Source organism: Salinispora sp. CH2A1_6 (genome assembly GCF_056820975.1).
On sequence record NZ_JBXEDG010000012.1, the window covers coordinates 99,897 to 121,742 of the forward strand.

Here is a 21,846-nt window from a genome sequence, read left to right on the forward strand (position 1 = left end):
ACCACAGCTGGGCTGCCAACCACCGTCGTTAAGGTATCCAGGTGAGCGAGCAGAACGAGGTGGCGCGGTGAGCGTCGCACCTGGCTGGTATCTGGACCCCGCCGACCCGGAAACCCGGAGATACTGGGACGGCGAGGGTTGGCTCGGTGCACCCATCCCGGCCGAGGCCACACCCCCGGCGGGCCCGCCGCCGCCCGAGCCCGAGCCGGCCACCCGGCCCGCCGAGCCCGAGTCAGAGTCGGCTACCCGGCCCGGCGAGCCCGGACCAACCGCTGGCCAGCCGGGCGCCGTGCCGGGACAGCACGCCCCGCCCGGGAACGGCGCCCCGTCCCCGGGGTACGGCCCCCCACCGGGCGCGCCGTACCCGGGAACCGCCGGCGGGCCCCCACCAGGCGCGCCGTACCCGGGAACCGCCGGCGGGCCCCCACCAGGCGCGCCGTACCCGACGTGGCCGGGCCAGCAGCCCGAGCCTCGTCCGCACGGGCTGCCGCTGGCCGGGTTGGGAGCCCGACTGGTAGCCCGCCTCATCGACATCACCGTCGTCCTCGCGCTGAACGTGGTGGTGAACTTCTGGTTCGTGTGGCAGTACATCCAGCAGATGTCCCCGCCCATCACCGAGGCCTGGCGCCGGATCGTTGACCAGGACACCACCACCGAGCAGCTACCGGCGGCAGGTGACCAGGCCGGCAGCCTCCAGATCGCGATTCTGTTGATCGCCACGGCGCTCTGGATGGCCTACGAGGTACCGTCGATGGCCAGCCGCGGACAGACCTTCGGCAAACGGGTGATGGGCCTGCAGGTGCTACCGGTGAGCGCCGCCGCCCCGCTGGGCTTCGGGCGGGCGCTGCGCCGCTGGAACACGCTCGGCCTGCCCACCCTGCTCTGGTTCTGCTGCATTGGCTTCCTGTTGCAGCTCATCGACTCCCTCTCACCGCTGTTCGACCGCCCGCTCCGGCAGGCCCTGCACGACAAGCGGGCACAGACCGTGGTGGTTCAGCTACCCCGCACCCCCGTCCCGCACGACCGCCCCGCACCCCCGGGAGACACCTCATGACCGATACCGGAAAAAGCCGGCCGGCACCCCGGCTCACCCGCGCCGACCTCGACGTACTGCCCAGCTACGTGCCGGGGCGCAGCCCGGCCGACCTGGCCCGCGAACTGGGCCTACCCGAGGCGATCAAACTGGCCAGCAACGAGGTGCCGTACGGCCCGCTGCCCGGCGTGGTGGCGGCGGTCACCGAGGCCACCGCGGGCGCCCACCGATACCCGGACATGGGCGTGGTGGCGCTGCGCGCGGCCCTCGCCGAGCAGTACGGGGTGGACGCCGAGCGGATCGCCACCGGCTGCGGGTCGGTGGCGCTCGCCGATCACCTGGTCCGGGCCACCTGCATGCCCGGTGACGAGCTGATCTACTCCTGGCGCTCGTTCGAGGCGTACCCGATCATCGCGGCGACCAACGGGGCGACCAGCGTACGGGTCAGCAACGACGCCGGGCACGGGCACGACCTGACCGCGATGGCCGCCGCGATCACCGACCGCACCCGAATGGTCCTGGTCTGCAACCCGAACAACCCCACCGGCACCGCGGTACGCCGAGCCGAGCTGGAACGCTTCCTGGATCAGGTCCCGGACGACGTGCTGGTGGTCATCGACGAGGCCTACCGGGAGTTCGTCACCGACCCGGAGGTGCCGGACGGCCTCAGCTATCTGGACCGACCGAACGTGGCGGTGCTGCGGACCCTGTCGAAGGCCTGGGGCCTGGCCGGGCTCCGGATCGGCTTCCTGGTCGCCCAGCCGGAGGTGGCCGCGGCCATCCGAAAGGTGGTCACGCCCTTCTCCGCCAGCGTGGCCGCACAGGCCGGCGCGCTGGCGGCCCTCGCCCAGGCCGACGAGGTCCGGCGGCGCTGCGCCCTGGTCGTGGCCGAGCGGGGCCGGGTCACCGAGGCGGTCCGCAAGCTGGTCCCGGACGTACCGACCAGCCAGGCCAACTTCGTCTGGCTACCCCTGGGCGACCAGGCGGTGGAGTTCGGCCGGGCGTGCGAGTCGCGCGGCGTGATCGTACGCCCCTTCCCCGGCGACGGAGTCCGGGTCACCATCGGCACCCCGGCCGAGAACGACGTCTTCCTCGCCGCGGCGGAGGCCGCGCTCGGCTGAGCCACGGCGGTCCTGCTCGCCGCGAGCTGACGGTCTGCTCAGGTCGCGGCGAGCAGGACCGGACGTGAGGTGAGGAAGTAGCGCTGGTCGTCCGCCGCCGAGTCGACCGGGAGGCGAAGGCACTCCACCGCCAGGAGGCCACCGACCGCGTACACCGCGCCCGGGGCCCACGATGTGCTGTCGGTGCCGAGCAAAAGCGTGAACCGGGATCGCTGATCCCCACTGACCGAATCGTACGTGATCAGGCCATTGCCATCGGTGATCAGATGTACCCGGTCCGGCTCCACCGCGAGTACCCGAGCCCCGCCCACATCCTCGTGCCGCCACTGCTCGCTCCCGGTCCGCGCGTCGCGCGCCACCAGGGCGCCGTCCCGTACGCCCACGGCGATGTCACCGGCGAGCCGGGTGTCGGGCGCGTTCAGCACCGGTGCTGGCACCGGCTCTCCCGCGCCGAACAGCCAGCCCCGAGCCGCGTCGTCCCCCGGGCCGACAGCCGTACGGAGGCCGGCGCAGCCGGATCGGCCCGAGCGGCAGCCGAGCGGCGTCACGGTCAGCGCCTCCCCATCGCCGGGCGGGCTCCAGCGGGTAACGGCACCGGTGGCCGCGTCCCGGAAATCGACGGTCGCCGCGGAGCCGCAGGAGTCCACGCTCACCACTTCGCCCACCGTGGTGGTGCCGACGGCCTGCTGACACCCGGGCCGGACGTCGGACTGCCAGAGTTGCTGCCCGTCGGCCAGATTCCAGCCGGCCATCGAATCCCGGCCGACCGAGAGCACCACCGCGGTGTCGGCAGCCGAAGCGACGAAGAGCCCCGCCGGGTTCCACACGGCTTCCGCACCGGTTCGCCGGGCCGCCGTGTCCTCCTCCGGCACCGGCCCCTCCGCCCGCCAGGAGATCTGGCCGGTACGCCCGTCCAGCGCCACCACCTGACCGTCCGACCAGCGGGTCACCACGATGTGGCCACTCGCCACCACACCGGTCAGCTTGGCGGGCCAGCGGCGGTACGACCAGTACGGGGTACTTCGATGCGTGAACTCGACCGGCTCGTCGGCGTAGACCTGACGCTCGGCCGCGTACACCCGGATTCGGCCATCCACCACCAGCGGCGCCACCGGCAGCCGCGCGACAAGGCCGGGAGCCGGAGCCGCGGCGGTGGGGTATGCGCCGGCCGCCAGGCTGCTGACCTCGGCCGGGGCGAGCACCCGGAAAACCGTGGCCGCCACCGCCACCAGCACCACCACGACCGCCGCCACCACCACGAACAGCCGGCGGCCCGTCGGGAAAACCATGCGCACCTCCGCCCGGAACCCTACCCAGGGCACAGCGCCCGGCTGCGGCGTGGTTGCCGGACCGACATCCCGGCCAGCACACACGGCCCGGCAGCGACGAAGCCGGCCGTGGTCGCACCGCCGGCGCCACCGGGTCGGCACCCGGCCGTGGCCTACCGTAAAGCCGCAGTGTCGGCGCGGGCGGCAGCGGCGAGCTCGGCGAGATCACGGCACAGTGCACCGGCGACCGCCCGAGCAGCCAGCCCACCGAGGAGGAACGCGACGATCCGGCCGCGGACCCCGGCGGGGGTCGCCTCCTGGGTGACCGTGACCACCGTGGTGCGCTCGCCTCGGCACCGGGCCGGACGCAGGGTCCAGGTCACCCGATAGTCCACCTCCGTGCCGGGCGAGGCGAGCACCAGCCGGTGTGGCGGCTCGGCCTCGACCACGACGAACTCCTCGATCAGCGCCGACCCGTCCGGTTGGGAGCGGACCTCCCGCCAGGCGGCGCCGGGGCCAAACTCGCCGCGGGTCAGGACCACGCGACCGAGGGTGGCGTGGGTCTGCACGGTCAGGTCGGTGAGCAGGCGCCACACGTCGTTCGACTGCGCCTGGATGGACCGCATGACCGTCACCCGCGACATGCCACCTCCCGTGGCGTCGACAATACGTGCCGTCACCGTCGCGTGGGGTCCCACCGCGGTCTTTTGCCGGACAGCTGCCCTACACCGCCCAGCGCCGCTCAGCTACCGAGTTCGCCGACCCGGACCGCCCGGATGAACCTTGACCATCCCGGACCACCCACCGCGAGGGCCGGACCGGATCTGTCCTTCGAGTCACGTACGGCCACCACGCCGAGCGCCTCGACCAGGTTGTCGGCCACCTCCACACAGAGCCCCTGGTCATTGGAGCGGCTGCTGGACCGCCACACCGCACCTGGGAAATCGTTCATTCTTCACCCTCCTGTCGCCGTGCCGCCAACCGGTCACCGATCCGACCCGGGGAGCAGGCTCGTACCGCGTGGCGGCGGATCCGAACGATCAACGGGACAGCAGGGCGGCCCGGTCGGACGACCTGTGCGATCCGCCCGTACCGAGCGAGGAAACCTCCGTCGGTACGGGCGGGGATGGAAGGGTTTCGCCGGTCAGCGGGGGGCGACGATGGTGCCGGTGACCTCGCCGAGGCCCACGGTCGTGCCGCCCGGGCCCGGCGCGGTACCGGTGATGGTGATGGTGTCGCCGTCGGCCAGGAAAGTGCGCTCGCTGCCACCGACCCGGACCGGTTCCGCCCCACCCCAGGTCAGCTCGAGGAACGAGCCGACCTGACCGCGCTCGGCGCCGGAGACGGTGCCGGAGGCGTAGAGGTCGCCGGTGCGCAGCGCGGCTCCGTTGACGGTCAGGTGGGCCAGCTGCTGCGCCGGCGTCCAGTACATGGTGGCGAACGGCGGCTCACTCACCCGTTCGCCGTTCCACTCCACCGACAGCCGCAGATCCAGCCCGAGGTGGGGCTCGTCGCGCAGGTAGTCAGCGACCGGTGGATCCTGCTCCGGTGCTGACACGAACGCCGCACCAAGCGCCTCCAGCGGCGTCACCCAGGCCGCGACCGAGGTGGCGAAGGACTTACCGAGGAACGGTCCGAGGGGTTGGTACTCCCAGGCCTGGATGTCCCGGGCGGACCAGTCGTTGACCAGTACCACGCCGAATACGTGGTCGGCGAAGTCACCGACCGGGACGCGGCTACCCAGCGGACTGGGCACACCCACCACAAAACCGACCTCCGCCTCGATGTCGAGACGAACCGAGGGCCCGGTGACCGGGCCCTGCGGGGTAGCCCGCTGGCCGCACGGCCGGACGATCGGGGTGCCGGAGACCACGACGGTGCCGGCTCGGCCGTGGTAGCCGATCGGCAGGTGCTTCCAGTTGGGCAGCAGCGGCGGCTGGCCCGGCCGGAAGATCTGACCAACGTTACTGGCGTGCTGTTCGGAGGAGTAGAAGTCGACGTAGTCCGCCACGTCGAAGGGGAGCAGGAGCTCCACGCCCGACAGTGGCAGGAGCAGCGGCTCGACCGCCGCCCGGTGGGTGCTGTCGGTGAGCAGCTCGACAATCCGCTGCCGCACCAAGGTCCACTGCGGACGGCCAAGCGCCATGAAGTCGTTCAGCCGCGGGCGACTCAGCGCACCGGCGGCCAGCACCAGGCCGGCCTGCTCGGCACCGCCGAGGTCCAGCACACCGGTGCCGACGCGTACGCCCACCCGCGGCTCGCGGTCGGCGGTGCGGAACACCCCGTACGGCAGGTTGTGCAGCCCGTACGGCGAGCCCTCCAGGCCGGTCACCCAGGTCATGCGTCAGTACCCCCGTTCACCAGCCCCAGCTGGATCAGATCGGTCAGTGGTTCCAGAATGCTGCACGAGCCGTAGCCGACCCAGAGCGGACGCGCCGCGTCCAGCCGTTGCTCGATCGGCGCGAGCAACGGCTGCGGGTCGGTGGCGCGGAGCAACTCGGTGACCCGCTCCACCTCGGCACCCCCCGCCGCGACGAGCGCGGCGGCGAGCACGTTCGCGAAGCCGTGGTGGGTGAAGCCGGTCTCCCGGTCCAGGTGTCGCACCGCGTGGTGCAGCCCGGCGGTCAGCTTGAACGGCAGCCCCCGCTGCTGGCACCCGTGGATTACCGCGGCCAGCTCGGCGGGGGTGGGGAAGAGCTCGGCGGCGAGCCCACCGGTCCGGAACTTCGCGGCCACCGCCACCCCGGCGGCGCGCGCCTCGACGAGCCGGTCCAGCGCCTCCATCAAACCGAAGGTCAGCGGAATCTCGGCGTAGACGGTGCGGCCGGCGAGCTGCTCCGCCAACGGTAAGAGCGTGGCCAGGCCCGGCTGCGGGTCCGCGCCGCGGGCGGCGACGGCGACCTCGACCTGCTGGATCGTGACGCCGGGAGGCACTGCGGCGAGGGCGGCCGGGAGGCCGTCTGGTCCGGTGTCTCCGATCAGTCCGACCACGAGCTCCTCGGCCGGATCGACCAGGCCCTGCAGCTCCCGGTTAAGCACTGTGGAGGCAGGGACCAGGAGCGGGCCGACGAGTTCGGCATACCAGGACGAGCGGTGCTGCCGGTGCGCCGGCACGGCATCGGGCAGCGACGCGCTGCCGGGCGGAAAGACGGCGGCGTCGTCGACGAGGCCGGCGAGGAGTCGGGGCAGCTTCGTTGACACGAGACAACAATCTACGGGACGCTAAAGGAGCGGACAATAGCGTCCGATTTCCGGACACCCTGGATGATCTGCTCGGGGAGGGCGAGATGCCGTTCTACCGCCGCGTCGGCGAGGTGCCGCGCAAGCGCCACACCCAGTTCCGTCAGCCCGACGGCCGCCTCTACGCCGAGGAGCTGGTGGGCCAGGAAGGCTTCTCCGACGACTCCTCGCTGCTCTACCACCGGCACGCACCGACCGCGATCGTCGCCGCCGAGGTGTTCACCCCACTCCCGGTCACCTGCACGCCGAATCTCCCACTCAAGCCCCGCCACCTGCGCACCCACCAACTCGAGGCGGCCGGCGCCGACCCGGTGCTCGGCCGGCGCTACCTGCTCGGCAACGACGACGTCCGGATCGCGTACGTGCTGGCCGACCAGCCCTCCCCGCTGTTCCGCGACGCCACCGGTGACCACTGCCTCTACGTCGAATCCGGCACCCTGCGGGTCGAGTCACCCTTCGGCCCCCTCGACGCCGTCGCCGGCGACTACGTGATCATCCCGACCTCGACCATCCACCGGCTCGTTCCCACCGGCACCGAGCCCGTCCGGCTGCTGGCGGTCGAGGCGGCCGGCCACATCGGCCCGCCCAAGCGCTACCTGTCGGTACGCGGCCAGTTCCTGGAACACTCGCCGTACTGCGAGCGGGACGTCCGCGGACCGGACACACCGCTACTCGTTGCCGGCGAGGACGTCGAGGTCCTGGTCCGGCACCGACGCGGCTGGACCCGGCACGTCTACGCCAACCACCCGTTCGATGTGGTCGGCTGGGACGGGCACCTCTACCCGTGGGCGTTCTCCATCCACGACTTTGAGCCGATCACCGGCCGGATCCACCAGCCCCCACCGGTCCACCAGACGTTCCAGGGCCCGAACTTCGTGATCTGCTCGTTCGTCCCCCGCAAGGTGGACTACCACCCCGACGCGATCCCGGTGCCGTACCACCACCACAACGTCGACTCCGACGAGGTGCTCTTCTATACCGGGGGCAACTACGAGGCGCGGCGCGGCTCCGGCATCGGCCAGGGGTCGATCTCACTACACCCGTCGGGCTTCACCCACGGGCCGCAGCCCGGGGCCGCCGAACGGTCGATCGGCGTTGACTACTTCGACGAGCTCGCCGTCATGGTCGACACCTTCCGCCCGCTGGAGCTCTGCGACGCCGCCGCGGCCTGCGAGGACGACACGTACGCCTGGACCTGGGCGCGCCGCGGGTAGCCCTCAGCGCACCGAGCGGGCGAGCGCGGTGACGACGGCGAAGGCCGCCACCGCGATCGCCAGGACCAGCGGCCAGACCGTGCCGACGAGGGTGTAGAGCAGTAGCAGCACCGGGGCCGCAGCAGTCGCGTACCCGGCCAGCGCCAACGGCCGGTCGGAACGCAGCAGCTCCGGCAGGATCGTGCGGGCCACGCCGGGCAACTTCGCCGCGTACCGCCACACCATCAGCGCGCCGCCGAGGGCCGCCGCCGCCGCAACGGCCCGGGACAGCCCCGGGCTACCCACCGCGAAGCAGGCGATCACCACCGCGGCGACCATGGACCAACCGGCACCAAACACGACGAGCTGCCGAAGGCCGACCGAGATCGTCCGCACCGAGTTGATCCGACCAGGGCTGATCGCCGCTGCGTCGGCGAGGTGCTCCAGCGCCTCGCTCCACCGGCGCTGCTCCAGCCGCAGCACCCCGATGTCGTGCCGCGCCTCGGCGAGCTGCGGGTCGAGCCGCAGCGCTTCGGTGTACGCCCGCTCGGCCAGGTCATACAGCTGTAGGTTGGCTGCGACCAACCCGAGCACCAGATGCCCCGCCGGATCCTGCGGGGCCAACTCCACCCCCCGCCACGCCGCGTTCAGCGCGGGCTGACCATTACGCGAACCGGCCAGGATCGCCGCGCCGCTGCGCTGGGCGTACGCGTCCGCCGGCCCCAACGCGAGAATCCGGTCCGCGGTCTGAGCCGCCTCCCTGTGCTCGGCCAGGTCAGCCAGGGCCATCCCCCGAGCGACCAGGGCGGGGACCGAGTCCGGCGCGACCGCCAACGCGCGGTCGGCAGCGGCGAGCGCCTCGCCGGGCCGCCCCGCGGCGAGCTGCACCCGGGAGAGCTCGGTCGACACCGCCGCGTGGGCGGGGTCAAGGGCGAGGGCGAACCCAAGCTCGGTGATGGCCTCGTCGTAGCGGCCGAGCTCGGCGAGGAGCTGGGCGCGCTGCCGATATCCGTCGGCGGCGGAGCGGTCAGAGGTGGGTTCGCTGGACATCGCTGCGAGCCTAGGCGGCCGGGGCTGCGTAAACCAAGGCCACCGCGATGCCGGTCAGGCCCTCGTCCCGACCGGGGAAACCGAGCCCGTCGGTGGTGGCGGCGGAGACACTCACCGGGGCACCCACGGCCGCCGAGAGCACCTGCTGCGCCTCGGCCCGACGCGGCCCGATCTTGGGACGGTTCCCGATCACCTGCACCGACACGTTGCCGATCGTGTAGCCGGCCGCCCGCACCCGGCGGGCGCTCTCGGTGAGTAGGGCCACACCGGAGGCCCCGGACCACTCCGGCTGTCCCACCCCGAAGTTGGCGCCAAGATCGCCCAGGTCGGCGGCGGAGAGCAACGCGTTGCACGCGGCGTGGGCGGCGACATCCGCATCCGAATGCCCGGCCAGGCCGTCCTGCCCGGGCCAGTGCAGGCCAGCGACCCAACATGGCCGACCGGACTCGAAAGCATGCATGTCAACGCCGATGGCAACCCGCGGAACGATCACCATCCGAGGGTACGTGTCAGCGGTCAATCGCCAGCAGGTGCTCAGCCAACGCCAGGTCGAACGGGCGGGTGACCTTCAGGGCATATTCGGAGCCGGGTACGCAGACCACCGGCACCCCGAGCTTCTCGACCAGGCCGGCATCGTCGGTGAGTGGGTCGGAAGCGGCGGCGTGTGCGGTGGTCAGCACCGCCCGCCGGAACCCCTGCGGCGTCTGCACCGCCCGCAGCACGGAGCGATCGACCGTGCCGAGGACCTCTTCGCTGACGCCGACCTCCTTGATGGTGTCGACCACCGGCAGCACCGGGATCACCGCGTCGTGACCGGAGCGGACCGCCGCGGCGACCGACTCGACCAGCTCGGGCGGGGTGAGCGCTCGGGCCGCGTCGTGCACCAGCACGATCTCCGGACCGGCGGGGACCGCGGCGAGCGCGGCAGCGACCGAGGCCTGCCGTTGCGCACCGCCCGGCACCACGGTGACCGGCGCCACCGGGGCCAACAGTTCGCGGACCGCACCCACCTGCGCCGCCGGGGCGGCCACCACCACCGTGTGCACCGACGGGGCGGCGGCGAGCCGACGAACCGCGTGCACCAGGAGCGGCTCCCCGCCCAGCAGCCGAAGGGCCTTCGGCTGGCCGGGGCCCAGCCGTACGCCGGCACCGGCTGCAGGCACGAGGACCGCGACGTCACCGCGCGGATCAAGCTGCGCGGTCACGTCGCGGTCCTCGGTGATTTCCTCATGGCAGATCGGGTACGACGATCAGGTGCGGATCAGGCTTCGGTCAGCACCTTGTCGAGCAGCGTCTCCGCCTCGTCCTTGGTGCTCTTCTCGGCCAATGCGACCTCACCAACGAGAATGTCCCGGGCCTTGGCGAGCATGCGCTTCTCGCCTGCGGAGAGCCCCCGCTCCCGCTCCCGACGCCACAGGTCGCGAACGACCTCGGCCACCTTCAGCGGATTACCGGAGGCCAACTTCTCCAGATTCGCCTTGTAACGCCGTGACCAGTTGGTCGGCTCCTCGGTGTGCGGAGCCCGGAGAACATCAAAGACCTTGCCGAGGCCCTCTTCGCCGACCACCTCGCGCACACCCACGATCTCGGCATTCTCCGCGGGAACCCGGACCGTGAGGTCACCCTGCGCGACCCTGAGAACGAGGTACTGCTTCTCCTCGCCCTTGATGACCCGAGTCTCGATTGCCTCGATGAGTGCGGCCCCGTGGTGGGGGTAAACAACGGTCTCGCCGACACTGAAAACCATAGGTTCGAAACCCCTTTCGCTGTGTCTAGGGTAACACGCTCAGACACCGGTGTCTCACCGCTGCCCTGACTGTTGGCGCAGCTCAGGGGCCCTGTGAGAGGGATTTCTTCAGCTTGACAGGCGGCCAGACCGAAGCAATGAACACGCTCCGTAACGGCAATATGCCGTTACGGCTGGGTGGCGGAACCCGGGATCCAAGGCGATGCGCTCGACTCATGGTAGCCCGCACCACGGGCACCCGCCCATGCCTGGCGGGAGCGGTCCCGGTACGGCAGGCGGAACGAGAGCCGGCCACCGACTCCCCACCAATCCAAGCATTTGGATGGAACGGTCCGCCGGGAACTGAACCGGCCGGCCCCGTCCGGTTCGGTCGTGCCGGCGCCGCTGGCGCTCCTGGTGTCCATGGCGCCGCCCGCCGTGATCCTCCTCACTGGCTACGACCCGGACTGACCCGCCTCGCCAGCTGACCGTTCGAGGAGGCCCGCATACAGGGTCAGGCCCGGGCCGAAGGCCAACATCACCACCCGTCCCGGCGGCGCGACCGCGCGGTGCAGTCGGTCCAGGACCAACAGCACCGTCGGCGACGAACAGTTGCCGTGCTCGGCCAGCGTCTCCCGGGACGCCGCCAGGGCGGCCGACGGCAGGGCGAGTTCCCGCTCCACCACGTTGAGGATCCGGGGGCCGCCCGGATGCACCGCCCAGCCGTCCACCTCCGACCGGCGCGTGCCGTGTCGGGCGAGCAGGCCGTCCACCAATGCCCGTACCTGCGTGGAAAGCACCTGCGGCACCTTCGGCGACAACCCCATCCGAAACCCGACATCGGTGACGTCCCAGGTCATGTGATCGGCGGTGGAGGTGTCGGTCACCGAGGCGACCTCACGCACCCCGTACCCAGGGCCGCCGGGCACGACCACGGCGGCCACCGCGGCGTCGGAGAAGAGCGCGTGCGAGACGATCTGCTGGGTGTCCACCCGGGCGGTGGAGGGCTGAATGTGCAGGCTGGTCAGCTCGGCGCAGAGCAGCAGGGCGGGCCGCCCCCGGGCGGTCACGAAGTCGCTCGCCACGCCCAGCCCCGGCAACGCGGCGTAGCAACCCATGTGGCCGACGAAGACCCGCTGCGTGCCCGGCGCCATGCCGAGGTCCCGGGCAAGAAGAATGTCCAGCCCCGGGGTCGCGTAGCCGGTGCAGGAACACACCACGAAGAGCCCGATGTCGCCGGCGGCCAGACCGGCGGCGGTAAGCGCCCGTCCCACCGCCTCCTTGCCCAGTGGCAGCGCCTCCACCTGATAGCGCCGCATCCGCCGCTCCGTCGACCAGTCGGAGACATCCTCCAGCACCGGATTGACCGCGGCCTGTCGGCGATTCACCCCCGAGTTGGCGAAGATCCGTTGGGCCAGGGCCCGGGTGGTTCCGGAGAAGTGTCGGGCGAAGAAACCCTCCCACAGCTCACCCTGGTCGGCCGACGGCGGATGCGCCGTGCCGATCCCCGCGATCACCGGCACGGCCATGACGCCCACCCTTCGTTCTGATCTCCCAGCACGTTCACCAACGAGGGGCCGACCCGTCGCGGTCCGGGTCACCACCGAGCACGGCGATGCCGAGCCAGTCCGCGCAGACGTCGGAGGTGGCGGGGTGCAGCGAACCGCAACGCGCATCCCGGTAGAGCCGCTCCAACGGATGCCCCCGCCGAGTGGCCGCGGTGCCGGCCGCCTCCAGCACCGACGCCGCGACATCGGCCGCGGTGGTGCCCGCCAACAGCTTCGCCCGCCAGACCCAACGGTTCGTCTCGGCGTCACCCGGCGCCTCATCCACCCGCCGGGCCGCCTCCGCCACCACCAGGTCCGCCGCGGCCACCGCCGCGTCGGCGCGACCGAGCCGGGCCCGGACCGCCGGCAGACCGCCCAGGTCACGGGCGTTCAGGTGCGCGGCCGCGGCGTCGATCGCGGCCCGCGCGACCCCGACGTAGACCGCGGCGTAGCTCGCAACCAGCCAGTGCGGCATCAACTGCGCGACAACCAGAGCCAGTCCCTCGACCCCGCCGAGCAGCCGGTCTGCCGGCGCCGTCACCTCCAGGTGCAGGTCGTGCGAGGAGGTGGACCGCATGCCCAGCGAGTCCCAGGTCTCCTCCACGGTCAGCCCTTCCCCCGCCGGGACGAGAAACTGGGAAACCACCGAAGGATCAGCCGCACTGCGGGCGGCCACCAGATATCCGTCCGCGTGGCCGGCACCGGAGCAGAAAGTCTTGCTCCCCTTGATCCGCCAGCCGCCGGCAACCGGCTCGTAGACGGTGCTGAGCCGCGAGAGCCGGGCCCCCGCCCCACGCTCGCTCATCGCCACCGCATACCAGGAGCCATCCGCGGCGGCCCGCAGCAGCCGGTCCCGCGCCGCCAACGCCTCGTCCGGCAGGCCAAGCGTCTCGGCCAGTTCCTCGGTCACCGCGCCCAGCGCACCAGTGACGGAAGCGTGCATGTTGAACACCAGCGCGGTGGCGCCGTTTCCCCGGGCCAGTTCGGTCGCGACTGCCGCGTACTCCCCGAAGGTGGCCCCGAGGCCGCCAAGCTCCAGCGGCACCATCAGGCCGAACAGGCCCGCCTCGCGGAGGTCGTGGAAATCGGCGGCCGGGAAGGTGCCGTTCCGGTCGTGGTCGGCCGCCCGAGCGGCGAATCGCGGCGCCAACCGGCGGGCCACCTGCACAGCCTGCGTCATAGGGCCGTCCCCTCCTCGGATACATCCGTCCGCGTCTGATCGCGCTCGCGCCGACCCCAGCCCTGGTAGAGCACCGCCGTTGACCAGGTCGGCACGATGCGTGGGGGCACCCCGCCCACGCCTCTCGCCCGCCGGGCCAGCCAGCCGAGCACCCGGGTCAGCTGCGGTCTAATCCCGCGCAGCCGCAGGTCAACGCCGTACCGGGCACACTCGGCGGCCAGTGCGCGAGCGTCCACGAACAACCGTGGGTCGTGGATTCCCCGCGGGACCGTGGGCAGCCGCTCGCCGATGTGGACGGCGAGCAGGCGACTCAGCGCAGTGTCATTGAGCGTGTCGAGGACGAGCAACCCGCCGGGGCGGAGTAGCCGGCAGGCCTCGGCCACCACCGCTCGCCAGTCGGGAACGTGCTCCAACAGCTCGCCCGCCGCCACCACGTCGGCACAGCCGGAGGCGAGCGGCACGGCGGTCGCATCGGCCTGGACCACCGTCACGCCATGCCCGGCGGCTTGGCGCAGCGCCGAACCGGTGAGGTCGACCCCCACGTGTCGATAGCCCTTGCCGGCGAGGTGCGGGGCGAGCAGCCCGGCACCGCAGCCGAGGTCGACCAGGAGCGCGGTGGGACGCGACGCCGCAGGAACCAACGCCGCCCGGGACTCCGCCAGCCAGTGCAACATGGCGAAGGCGCCATCCGGCCGCCACCACTCTCCGGCCAGGTCGTCATACTGGCGCGGATCATTGCGCGGCAGGGTGCGGCCCGCGTCTGGCATGGACCGAGCGTGGCACGACTGCCCGGTAACGACCAGACTTCCCTCATGACCTCCTCAGTGCTACGGCGTGTCGCGCGGGTACTGACCCGGCCGGAGCGAGCCGGACTCACCGCCGGCGACGCCGGCTCGGGAGCGACCCGCACCCGGCCGGTAGTCGCCCTGCTCCGGGCGAGTCATCCCGAGCCAGCAGCCGCGGTCACCGCGGTGGCCGGCCTGCTCGCCTGGGGCGTCGGGGCCCCACCGGCAGGGGTGGTCGCCGTGGTGCTCACCGTGGCCGCGAGTCAACTCGCCGTCGGGTGGACCAATGACGCGCTCGACGCGAAGCGGGACACCGTGGTCGGGCGGCCCGACAAGCCGGTCGCCGCCGGTCTGGTAGGCCGTCGCGCGACCGCACTGGCCGCTGCCGTGGCCACGCTCGCCACCCCGGCGCTCGCGCTGACGACGAACCGGGCCGCCGCGGCCGTGGCCACGGTCGGGCTGGTCTCCGCGCTGCTCTACAACTGGCCGTTGAAGTCCTCGCCGCTGTCGGTCCTGCCCTACACGGTCTCCTTCGGGTCGTTGCCGGCGTTCGTCGTGCTGGCCCTGCCGGGCGCGGGAACGCCACCGATCTGGCTGGTCACCGCCGCGGCACTGCTCGGGGCGGGCGCGCACTTCGCGAACGTGCTGCCCGACCTTGACGACGACGCCCGCACCGGGGTCCGCGGGCTGCCCCACCGGCTCGGTGCGGGCGGCAGCCGGAGGGCCGCTGTCGGGCTCCTGCTGGCCGCGACCGCCACCCTGGTCCTCGGGCCGCCCGGACCACCGTCGCCAGTCGGGCTCGCCACGGTGACCGCCGCCGTCCTGGTACCACCGCTACTCTGGTGCCTGGAGCGCGTCACCAACCGCGCCAGGACCCGGTCGGTGGCCGCCTTCCGAGCGGTCTTGATAATCGCTCTCATCGATGTAGTCCTGCTCGTGACCAGCGGACCGTTGATCTGAGCACCCCCACAGCGGTGGCATCCCCGGGTCGGCGTGCGGAACTGGATCAGCCCCAACTACCCTGGAGCGCGGTCTGCACGGGCATGGCCGCCGTGTCCGGCGCACGACCGGGCCCGATCATGACGAGGAGGACCGACGTGACGCGCTCGATCAGGGGTTCCCGCCGGTCGGCCCTGCTACTGGCCGGGTTGGCGACGAGCGGGCTACTGCTCTCCGGATGCAGCGCCGGCCAGGTCGCCGAGACCGCCGGAACCGTACCGTCGGTTCAGGGCGTCAACGTCGCGAGCGAGAACGGCGACTTCGCCGTCCGGAGCCTGCTGATCGCCTACCCGGGGGTGGACGGCTACCAGGCCGGCGACGAGGCGAACCTGGACGTGGTCCTCTACAACGACTCGCCGGACCAGGTCACGGTGACCGTCACCACCGAGGGCGCTCAGGACGTCATCCTCAGCGACCCCCACGCCCCGCTCGGACAGGGCTCGTCCACGGCGCCGTCCGAGACCGGGTCTCCCGTCGGCGACCGGGCCCAGGTCACGGTGCCACCGCTGAGCTACGTGCAGCTCAACTCAGAGGCGTCAACGGTGCTGCGGCTGATCGGCCTGAACGGCCCGCTGCACGTCGGTGAGGCCATCTTCGTGACCTTCGACTTCGGTGGCACCACGATCCGGGCAGCAGCCCCGGTCTCGGTGCCGCTCAGCCCGGCCGCTCCCCCGGAGCCGATCATCGAGCGCCACACCGGCTTCGAGGAGTTGGAGGACGGGCACGGCGGTGCGGGTGGCGCCGGGCACTGATCACCGACGCGACGGTTAACGTCCTGGTGTGACCACCTCCCGATCCTCCCGCGCCGGCGCGACCGGCGGCCGCACCCGCGCCGCCCGCGAGCCCCGCCCCGCCTACGAGTGCGACGCCTGCGGCCACCAGCCACCGAAGTGGGTCGGCCGCTGCCCGGAGTGCGGCGAATGGGGTTCGGTCGTCGAGTGCACCGTGACCGGCCCGACCGTCTCCGGCCGGGTCGTCAGTTCCCGGATGCCGGCCGAGCCCGCGCGGCCGATCGCCACCATCAGCGCCGCACCCGCGCGCGCCCGCCCGACCGGCGTCAGTGAGCTCGACCGGGTGCTCGGCGGCGGCCTGGTTCCGGGCGCGGTGGTGTTGCTCGCCGGTGAGCCGGGGGTCGGCAAGTCGACCCTGCTACTCGACGTGGCGCAGCAGTGGGCCGCCGGCGGCGCCAACCCATCGCTCGTGGTCAGTGGCGAGGAATCGGTCAGCCAGGTCCGGTTACGCGCCGAACGGATGGGCACCCTGCACGAGCAGCTCTATCTGGCGGCGGAGAGTGACCTGGCCGCGGTGCTCGGGCACCTGGACGCGGTCAAGCCGGGGCTACTGGTGCTGGACTCGGTACAGACGATCTCGACCACCGGCACCGAAGGAGTGCCCGGTGGGGTGACCCAGGTCCGCGCGGTCACCGCGGCCCTGGTGGCGGTCGCCAAGGAGCGGGGCATCGCGACCCTGCTGGTGGGGCACGTCACCAAGGACGGCCAGGTGGCCGGCCCACGGGTGCTGGAGCACCTGGTTGACGTGGTGCTGCACTTCGAAGGGGACAAGCACTCGTCGCTGCGATTGGTGCGGGGGGTGAAGAACCGGTTCGGGGCGGCGGACGAGGTCGGCTGCTTCGAGATGCACGAGGGCGGCATCAGTAGCCTGGCGGATCCGTCCGGACTCTTTCTCACCCGCTACGCGGAGCCGGTTCCCGGCACCTGTGTCACGGTGGCGATGGAGGGGCGACGTGCTCTGGTCACCGAGGTACAGGCGCTGATCGGGGCGACGGTGGCCGGGTCGCCCCGACGGACGGTCTCCGGGCTGGACTCAGCCCGACTCGCGATGGTCCTAGCGGTGCTCCAACGGCGTACCGAGCGGTTGACCCTGCACGATCGGGAGGTCTTCGCAGCCACTGTCGGCGGCATCCGGGTCGTCGAGCCCGCCGCCGACCTGGCGGTCGCCCTGGCGGTCGCCTCCGGCGGGCTCAACCTCGCGATCACGCCGCACCTGGTGGCGATCGGGGAGGTCGGACTCACCGGTGAGGTACGGCGGGTGGGGGCGGTGCCGCGCCGGCTGGCCGAGGCGGCCCGGCTCGGCTTTCGGCTCGCACTCGTGCCACCGGGCTGCGGTCCGGAGAGCACCGGCGTCCGCGCCGACCAGCTACGAGTGATCGAAGTCAGTGATGTCCGAGCCGCGCTCCAGGCCGTCGCACGGGCATCCGCGGAGTAGCCTTCCGCTCCCATCAGTACGGGAAGTGTTCTGATAAACCGTCTATAAGACGGTGTAATCGGTTAATCCGGGCAGCACGACACATCACAGTAACCGCGGCAGCACCCAGGGCAGAGCAGTCCGTAGACTGTCCCCGTGCCGACCGACCGCGACACCACCAAGCCTGCCGGCGCGACACCGTACGCCCGCACCGGTGCCGCGGGTTCGCCCGCCCGTCCGATCAGCGTGCACGTGACCGGCGGCGCGGCCAGTGACCCGCTGCGCGCCAACCTGGCCCTGATGGCGCCCGGCACCGCCCTGCGGGACGGGCTGGAACGGATCCTCCGGGGACGCACCGGGGCCCTGATCGTCCTGGGCTACGACAAGGTCGTCGAGAGCCTCTGCACCGGCGGCTTCCCACTCGACGTGGAGTTCTCCGCCACCCGCGTCCGCGAGCTGTGCAAGATGGATGGTGCCGTGGTGCTCTCCAGCGACGGCAGCCGGATCGTCCGGGCGGCAGTGCATCTGATGCCCGATCCCGCGATCCCCACCGAGGAGTCCGGCACCCGGCACCGCACCGCCGAGCGAGTTGCCCGTCAGACCGGCTACCCGGTCATCTCGGTGAGCCAATCCATGCGGATCATCAGCCTCTACGTCAACGGCCAGCGGCATGTGCTGGACGATTCGGCCGCCATCCTCTCCCGGGCCAACCAGGCACTCGCCACGCTCGAGCGTTACAAGCTACGCCTGGACGAGGTCTCCGGCACCCTCTCCGCCCTGGAGATTGAGGACCTGGTCACCGTTCGGGACGCGGTCGCCGTCGTCCAACGGCTCGAGATGGTCCGTCGGATCGCCGACGAGATCGCCGGTTGCGTGGTGGAGTTGGGCACCGACGGCCGGCTCCTCGCGCTGCAACTCGACGAACTGATGGCCGGTGTGGACGCCGATCGCACCCTTGTCATCCGGGACTACCTGCCCACCGGCCGCAGGTCACGCACCCTCGACGAGGCCCTGGTCGAGCTGGACCTGCTGACCGCAACCGAACTGATCGACCTGGTCGCCGTCAGTAGAGCAATCGGCTACCCGGCCGCCGCCGACGCGCTCGACGCCGCGCTCAGTCCCCGTGGGTTCCGGCTACTGGCCAAGGTGCCGCGGCTGCCGGTAGCGATCGTTGACCGCCTGGTGGGGCACTTCGGCAGCCTTCAGCGACTACTCGGCGCGACCGTGGAGGACCTGCAGGCCGTCGAGGGCGTTGGAGACGCCCGGGCAAGGGGCGTCCGCGAAGGCCTTTCCCGGCTCGCCGAGGCGTCGATCCTGGAACGCTACGTCTGACCGCCGGTGGCACGTTCAGTGCTGAGTCGACGCACGGTCGGCTCGGTCGGCGTTACCGCCCGCCGGCCAGCTGAGGTGCGATGCGATCGACCGGGGTACGGCTCCGTCAGCCGGTGACCTTGAGCTCCACGGGCTCGCTCAACTTTGTGCCGACCCGGGCGAAAACCTGGTAGGTGCCGGGCGGCGCTTCGGGGCCGACGGCGACCCCACCCTTACAGCGGGTGTCGTCGTTGCCGTTCCAGATGACCCGATAGGACCGCTCGAGGTCCGGCGTGAACGACTGGACATCCGAGCCCTCGCCGATGCCACAGCTGTCGGAGGACCAGATCTTCGCCGCCCCATCCTTGAGGAACAGCTCCTGCAGATCCGCGCCGACATCCCGGCTACAGGTCCGGCCCGAGCTATTTTGGATCTTTAATTGCAGATCAACGGCACCGCCCTGGCCCACCGACGCCGGCTGGGGGACAGCGGTCACGCGGATCTCGTCATCACGGCAGGTGCCGTCGTCGGGCGCCGGGGGCGCCGGGGACGGGTCAACCACCTCAGCCCCCTCGGACGACTCGGAGTTGGGCGATTCCTCCCCGCCGGCATCGCCCGAATCCTCCGGCGGGGCCGGCTGCTCAGTGTCCTTCGGTGGGTCGGAGTCGGTTCCGGAGTCACCGGCGGGCTGCTCCTGGCCGCTGGCATTCTTGTTGGCGGGCTCTTCCGAGCTGCCTGACGAGGAGTAGAAGATGACAACCAGAAAAAGAAACACCGCTCCGAGCACAACGGCGCGACGCCGCCAGTAAACGGCGGGGGGCAGGGGGCCGACCGTCAGACGCATGATGTCCTACCCTAGCGGCGTCCCGTCCGGCAACCGACAGCGACGCGCCGGCCCAGCCCGAGCCGACGGAAGCATTTCTCCACTTACGACGACGCAGGTTGCCGAAGGTGCAGACAGAAAAACGGAAGGTGACCTCCGCCGGCACGGCCGGGCCACCTTCTCCAGCAGACCAGTGGCCGCAGCCGGGCCGGCGATCAGAGGTACACCTTGCGCTGGTACACCGCGTGGGCACCGGCAACCCGGTCCAAAAACAGCAGACCCGCACAGTGGTCGATCTCGTGTTGCAGGGCCCGCGCCTCAAACGCGTTGGTGACCAACCGAACCGTCGCACCGGTACCGGGCAGGGCCCCCTCGACCACCAGGTGACCGGCACGTTTGACGTCACCGGTCAGATCCGGCACGGACATGCACCCCTCCCGTCCAGCCTTCCATCGGCTGGCCTCCACCACGACCGCGTTGCACAGCACAAACGCACCATGCCCGATGCCGGCCTTCGGATGGCCGGTGACATCCACGGCGAAGACCCGGGCACCGACCCCAATCTGCGGGGCGGCCAGACCGACGCAGCCCGGAGCGACGCGCATCGTGGCGACCAGATCGGCGGCGAGGCGTACCGTCTGCTCCGCCGTCGGATCCACCTCACCGCCGGCCCGGCTGAGCACCGCGGCCGGGGCAGACACGACCGGTCGCACCTGGCCCGGGGGGCCCAGCACGTCCAGCGTCCAGTCGCCGAGGCCGGCGCGCTCCTCGCGGTTCACAACAGGTCCGGGTCGGCCGGCCGGAGGGTTACCTCCACCCCGAGGTCGGCGGCGGTTGCCGCCAACCGGGCCGTCACCTGCTCGACCACACCCGGTGGCAGCTCGACCTCAGCGAGGACGACGTAGAGCGCGCCAGCGAGTCGGGTACTCAGGTCCGTGACGTTGCCGCCCGCCTCCGCGAGCACCCGGGTCATGGCAGCGACGATGCCCATCCGATCGGCACCATGCACCGCCAACACGTACGGCGCGCCGTTCGACGTCTGCTCCCCGTCCGGCACCACCTCGCGTACCGTCGCCAGTAGCTGACCGTCGGCGGCGAGCGGCGCCAGCGCGGCCTCGGCCTCGGCGACGGCCGGGCCCACACAGATCAGCGTCATCGCGAAATGTCCCCGGAGCCGGGTCATGGTGCTGTCGGTGAGGTTCGCACCGAGACGGGCGAGTCCCTCGGCGACATCGGCCACGATGCCGGGCCGATCCCGGCCGATGACGGTAATGGCAAGCTCACTCATCCCCGGATTCTCCCCGACCAGCCCCAGAGCGCCACCGAGTACTGCCCGGGTGACCACTCGTCGGGACTGGTGGCGGGGCTGGCCGCCGCGGGAGCGTGCCTCCCGGGGCGTGACATGATCGACCGACGATGACTGAACCGACCTTCACCACCCAGGTCAGCCGGTGGTACACGCAGCATGCCCGGGACCTGCCGTGGCGGCACCCCGAGGTAGGCGCCTGGGCCATCCTCGTCAGTGAGGTGATGCTCCAGCAGACCCCGGTCGCCCGGGTGCTGCCCGCCTGGACGGACTGGATGGCCCGCTGGCCCACCCCGGCCGACCTGGCGGCAGAGCCGCCAGCGGAGGCGATCCGGATGTGGGGACGGCTCGGCTACCCGCGGCGGGCGGTCCGACTGCACGAGGCCGCGGTGGCGATGGTGGAGCGGCACGGTGGGCAGGTGCCGAACCGGCTGGAACAGCTGCTTGCCCTACCGGGAGTCGGCACATACACGGCGCGGGCCGTGGCCGCGTTCGCGTACGGGCAACGGCACCCCGTCGTGGACACCAACGTACGACGGGTGATCTGTCGGGCGGTCGCGGGTGAACCGGACGCCGGTCCCGCCACCCGCCCGGCCGACCTGGTCGCCGCCGAGCAGCTACTGCCGGCGGAACCGGCCGCCGCCGCGCTGGCCAGTGCCGCCTTCATGGAACTGGGGGCGGTGATCTGCACGGCCCGGTCGCCGCGTTGCGGGAGTTGCCCGGTCGCCTCGATCTGCGCCTGGCGGGCCTGCGGGGAGCCGGCGCCGGCCGGCCCCACCCGACGTCCGCAGCGGTACGCGGGGACCGACCGCCAGGTCCGTGGACTGCTGCTCGGCGTACTCCGCGAGGCAACCGCCCCGGTGCCCCGGCACCGCCTGGACCAGGTGTGGGACGACGAAGCACAGCGTTTTCGGGCGTTGGCCGGCCTGGTCAACGACGGCCTCGTGGAGCAGGTCAACGAGGCGTACTTCCGGCTGGCCGGGGACGGACCGCCGCTCCTGCGCACCTGAGCACGAGCAACGGCCCGATGGCGATCGCCATCGGGCCGTTGCTCACTCG

At 71.8% G+C, this 21,846-nt stretch carries 23 protein-coding genes; 8 read left to right on the forward strand and 15 right to left on the reverse strand.

Going from position 1 to position 21,846, the window contains the following annotated elements:
* Positions 1–67: 67 nt before the first annotated feature.
* Together AC1UKG_RS16070 and hisC are read left to right on the forward strand one after the other, a co-directional pair.
* Complete coding sequence (locus AC1UKG_RS16070; RefSeq protein WP_482642460.1) at positions 68–1,054, forward strand: RDD family protein; 987 nt, start codon at positions 68–70, stop codon at positions 1,052–1,054.
* Entirely contained in the window at positions 1,051–2,154 is a 1,104-nt protein-coding gene (gene hisC / locus AC1UKG_RS16075) for a histidinol-phosphate transaminase (protein WP_482642459.1), read from the forward strand. The genes AC1UKG_RS16070 and hisC overlap by 4 nt, the downstream gene beginning before the upstream one ends.
* Before the next feature lie 38 nt (positions 2,155–2,192).
* Here the strand turns inward: hisC and AC1UKG_RS16080 are convergent, their stop codons facing one another.
* From AC1UKG_RS16080 to AC1UKG_RS16100, 5 genes are all read right to left on the reverse strand, one after another.
* The gene (locus tag AC1UKG_RS16080; protein ID WP_018815475.1) at positions 2,193–3,443 is read right to left on the reverse strand and encodes an outer membrane protein assembly factor BamB family protein; all 1,251 of its coding nucleotides are present in this window, start codon (positions 3,441–3,443) and stop codon (positions 2,193–2,195) included.
* A gap of 152 nt (positions 3,444–3,595) precedes the next feature.
* The gene (locus AC1UKG_RS16085; RefSeq protein WP_018815476.1) at positions 3,596–4,066 is read right to left on the reverse strand and encodes an SRPBCC family protein; all 471 of its coding nucleotides are present in this window, start codon (positions 4,064–4,066) and stop codon (positions 3,596–3,598) included.
* Positions 4,067–4,164: 98 nt separating this feature from the next.
* Positions 4,165–4,374: a DUF397 domain-containing protein gene (locus AC1UKG_RS16090; protein ID WP_018746056.1), complete on the reverse strand. Its 210-nt coding sequence runs from the start codon at positions 4,372–4,374 to the stop codon at positions 4,165–4,167.
* Between the two features lie 192 nt (positions 4,375–4,566).
* Positions 4,567–5,763, reverse strand: a complete 1,197-nt coding sequence (gene fahA / locus AC1UKG_RS16095) for a fumarylacetoacetase (protein ID WP_018746057.1) — start codon at positions 5,761–5,763, stop codon at positions 4,567–4,569.
* Positions 5,760–6,623, reverse strand: a complete 864-nt coding sequence (locus tag AC1UKG_RS16100; protein ID WP_018746058.1) for a hypothetical protein — start codon at positions 6,621–6,623, stop codon at positions 5,760–5,762. Before AC1UKG_RS16100 ends, fahA begins: the two co-directional genes overlap by 4 nt.
* Positions 6,624–6,709: 86 nt before the next feature.
* Between AC1UKG_RS16100 and AC1UKG_RS16105 the strand changes: the two genes are divergently transcribed.
* Entirely contained in the window at positions 6,710–7,876 is a 1,167-nt protein-coding gene (locus tag AC1UKG_RS16105) for a cupin domain-containing protein (RefSeq protein ID WP_018746059.1), read from the forward strand.
* Between the two features lie 3 nt (positions 7,877–7,879).
* On the opposite strand, the gene AC1UKG_RS16110 is transcribed toward AC1UKG_RS16105, so the two are convergent.
* From AC1UKG_RS16110 to AC1UKG_RS16140, 7 genes are all read right to left on the reverse strand, one after another.
* On the reverse strand, positions 7,880–8,905 hold the full coding sequence (locus AC1UKG_RS16110) for a tetratricopeptide repeat protein (protein ID WP_018746060.1): 1,026 nt from the start codon (positions 8,903–8,905) through the stop codon (positions 7,880–7,882).
* Between the two features lie 10 nt (positions 8,906–8,915).
* Positions 8,916–9,401: a 2-C-methyl-D-erythritol 2,4-cyclodiphosphate synthase gene (gene ispF, locus AC1UKG_RS16115; protein WP_018746061.1), complete on the reverse strand. Its 486-nt coding sequence runs from the start codon at positions 9,399–9,401 to the stop codon at positions 8,916–8,918.
* Positions 9,402–9,414: 13 nt separating this feature from the next.
* Positions 9,415–10,110 (reverse strand): 2-C-methyl-D-erythritol 4-phosphate cytidylyltransferase, encoded by a 696-nt coding sequence (ispD, locus tag AC1UKG_RS16120; RefSeq protein ID WP_018746062.1) that lies wholly within the window; start codon positions 10,108–10,110, stop codon positions 9,415–9,417.
* A 56-nt stretch (positions 10,111–10,166) separates the two neighbouring features.
* Positions 10,167–10,652 (reverse strand): CarD family transcriptional regulator, encoded by a 486-nt coding sequence (locus AC1UKG_RS16125; protein ID WP_012015454.1) that lies wholly within the window; start codon positions 10,650–10,652, stop codon positions 10,167–10,169.
* Between the two features lie 434 nt (positions 10,653–11,086).
* Positions 11,087–12,160, reverse strand: coding sequence for a 3-oxoacyl-[acyl-carrier-protein] synthase III C-terminal domain-containing protein (locus AC1UKG_RS16130; RefSeq protein WP_018746063.1), 1,074 nt, complete (start codon positions 12,158–12,160; stop codon positions 11,087–11,089).
* A gap of 34 nt (positions 12,161–12,194) precedes the next feature.
* Entirely contained in the window at positions 12,195–13,358 is a 1,164-nt protein-coding gene (locus AC1UKG_RS16135; RefSeq protein ID WP_482642458.1) for an acyl-CoA dehydrogenase family protein, read from the reverse strand.
* A complete protein-coding gene (locus tag AC1UKG_RS16140) occupies positions 13,355–14,125 on the reverse strand; it encodes a methyltransferase domain-containing protein (protein ID WP_018746065.1) in 771 nt (256 codons plus the stop codon). The genes AC1UKG_RS16135 and AC1UKG_RS16140 overlap by 4 nt, the downstream gene beginning before the upstream one ends.
* Positions 14,126–14,170: 45 nt before the next feature.
* Here AC1UKG_RS16140 and AC1UKG_RS16145 point away from each other — a divergent pair, with 45 nt between their 5' ends.
* The 4 genes from AC1UKG_RS16145 to disA all read left to right on the forward strand — a co-directional run bounded on the left by AC1UKG_RS16145 (position 14,171) and on the right by disA (position 18,679).
* Positions 14,171–15,103, forward strand: coding sequence for a UbiA family prenyltransferase (locus tag AC1UKG_RS16145; RefSeq protein ID WP_482642457.1), 933 nt, complete (start codon positions 14,171–14,173; stop codon positions 15,101–15,103).
* Between the two features lie 137 nt (positions 15,104–15,240).
* Positions 15,241–15,894: an LPS-assembly lipoprotein LptE gene (locus AC1UKG_RS16150; protein ID WP_482642456.1), complete on the forward strand. Its 654-nt coding sequence runs from the start codon at positions 15,241–15,243 to the stop codon at positions 15,892–15,894.
* Between the two features lie 28 nt (positions 15,895–15,922).
* Positions 15,923–17,368 carry a DNA repair protein RadA gene (gene radA / locus AC1UKG_RS16155; RefSeq protein ID WP_018746068.1) on the forward strand — a complete coding sequence of 482 codons (1,446 nt, stop codon included), beginning with the start codon at positions 15,923–15,925 and terminating at the stop codon, positions 17,366–17,368.
* A gap of 135 nt (positions 17,369–17,503) precedes the next feature.
* The gene (gene disA / locus AC1UKG_RS16160) at positions 17,504–18,679 is read left to right on the forward strand and encodes a DNA integrity scanning diadenylate cyclase DisA (protein ID WP_018746069.1); all 1,176 of its coding nucleotides are present in this window, start codon (positions 17,504–17,506) and stop codon (positions 18,677–18,679) included.
* A gap of 106 nt (positions 18,680–18,785) precedes the next feature.
* Here disA and AC1UKG_RS16165 read toward each other — a convergent pair whose 3' ends face one another.
* The 3 genes from AC1UKG_RS16165 to AC1UKG_RS16175 all read right to left on the reverse strand — a co-directional run bounded on the left by AC1UKG_RS16165 (position 18,786) and on the right by AC1UKG_RS16175 (position 20,769).
* Positions 18,786–19,502 carry a hypothetical protein gene (locus AC1UKG_RS16165; protein ID WP_482642455.1) on the reverse strand — a complete coding sequence of 239 codons (717 nt, stop codon included), beginning with the start codon at positions 19,500–19,502 and terminating at the stop codon, positions 18,786–18,788.
* Positions 19,503–19,696: 194 nt separating this feature from the next.
* Positions 19,697–20,260 (reverse strand): peptide deformylase, encoded by a 564-nt coding sequence (locus tag AC1UKG_RS16170; protein WP_018746071.1) that lies wholly within the window; start codon positions 20,258–20,260, stop codon positions 19,697–19,699.
* A complete protein-coding gene (locus AC1UKG_RS16175; protein WP_026271800.1) occupies positions 20,257–20,769 on the reverse strand; it encodes an ACT domain-containing protein in 513 nt (170 codons plus the stop codon). Before AC1UKG_RS16175 ends, AC1UKG_RS16170 begins: the two co-directional genes overlap by 4 nt.
* A 128-nt stretch (positions 20,770–20,897) precedes the next feature.
* Between AC1UKG_RS16175 and AC1UKG_RS16180 the strand changes: the two genes are divergently transcribed.
* A complete protein-coding gene (locus AC1UKG_RS16180) occupies positions 20,898–21,797 on the forward strand; it encodes an A/G-specific adenine glycosylase (protein ID WP_018746073.1) in 900 nt (299 codons plus the stop codon).
* Positions 21,798–21,846 lie beyond the last annotated feature (49 nt).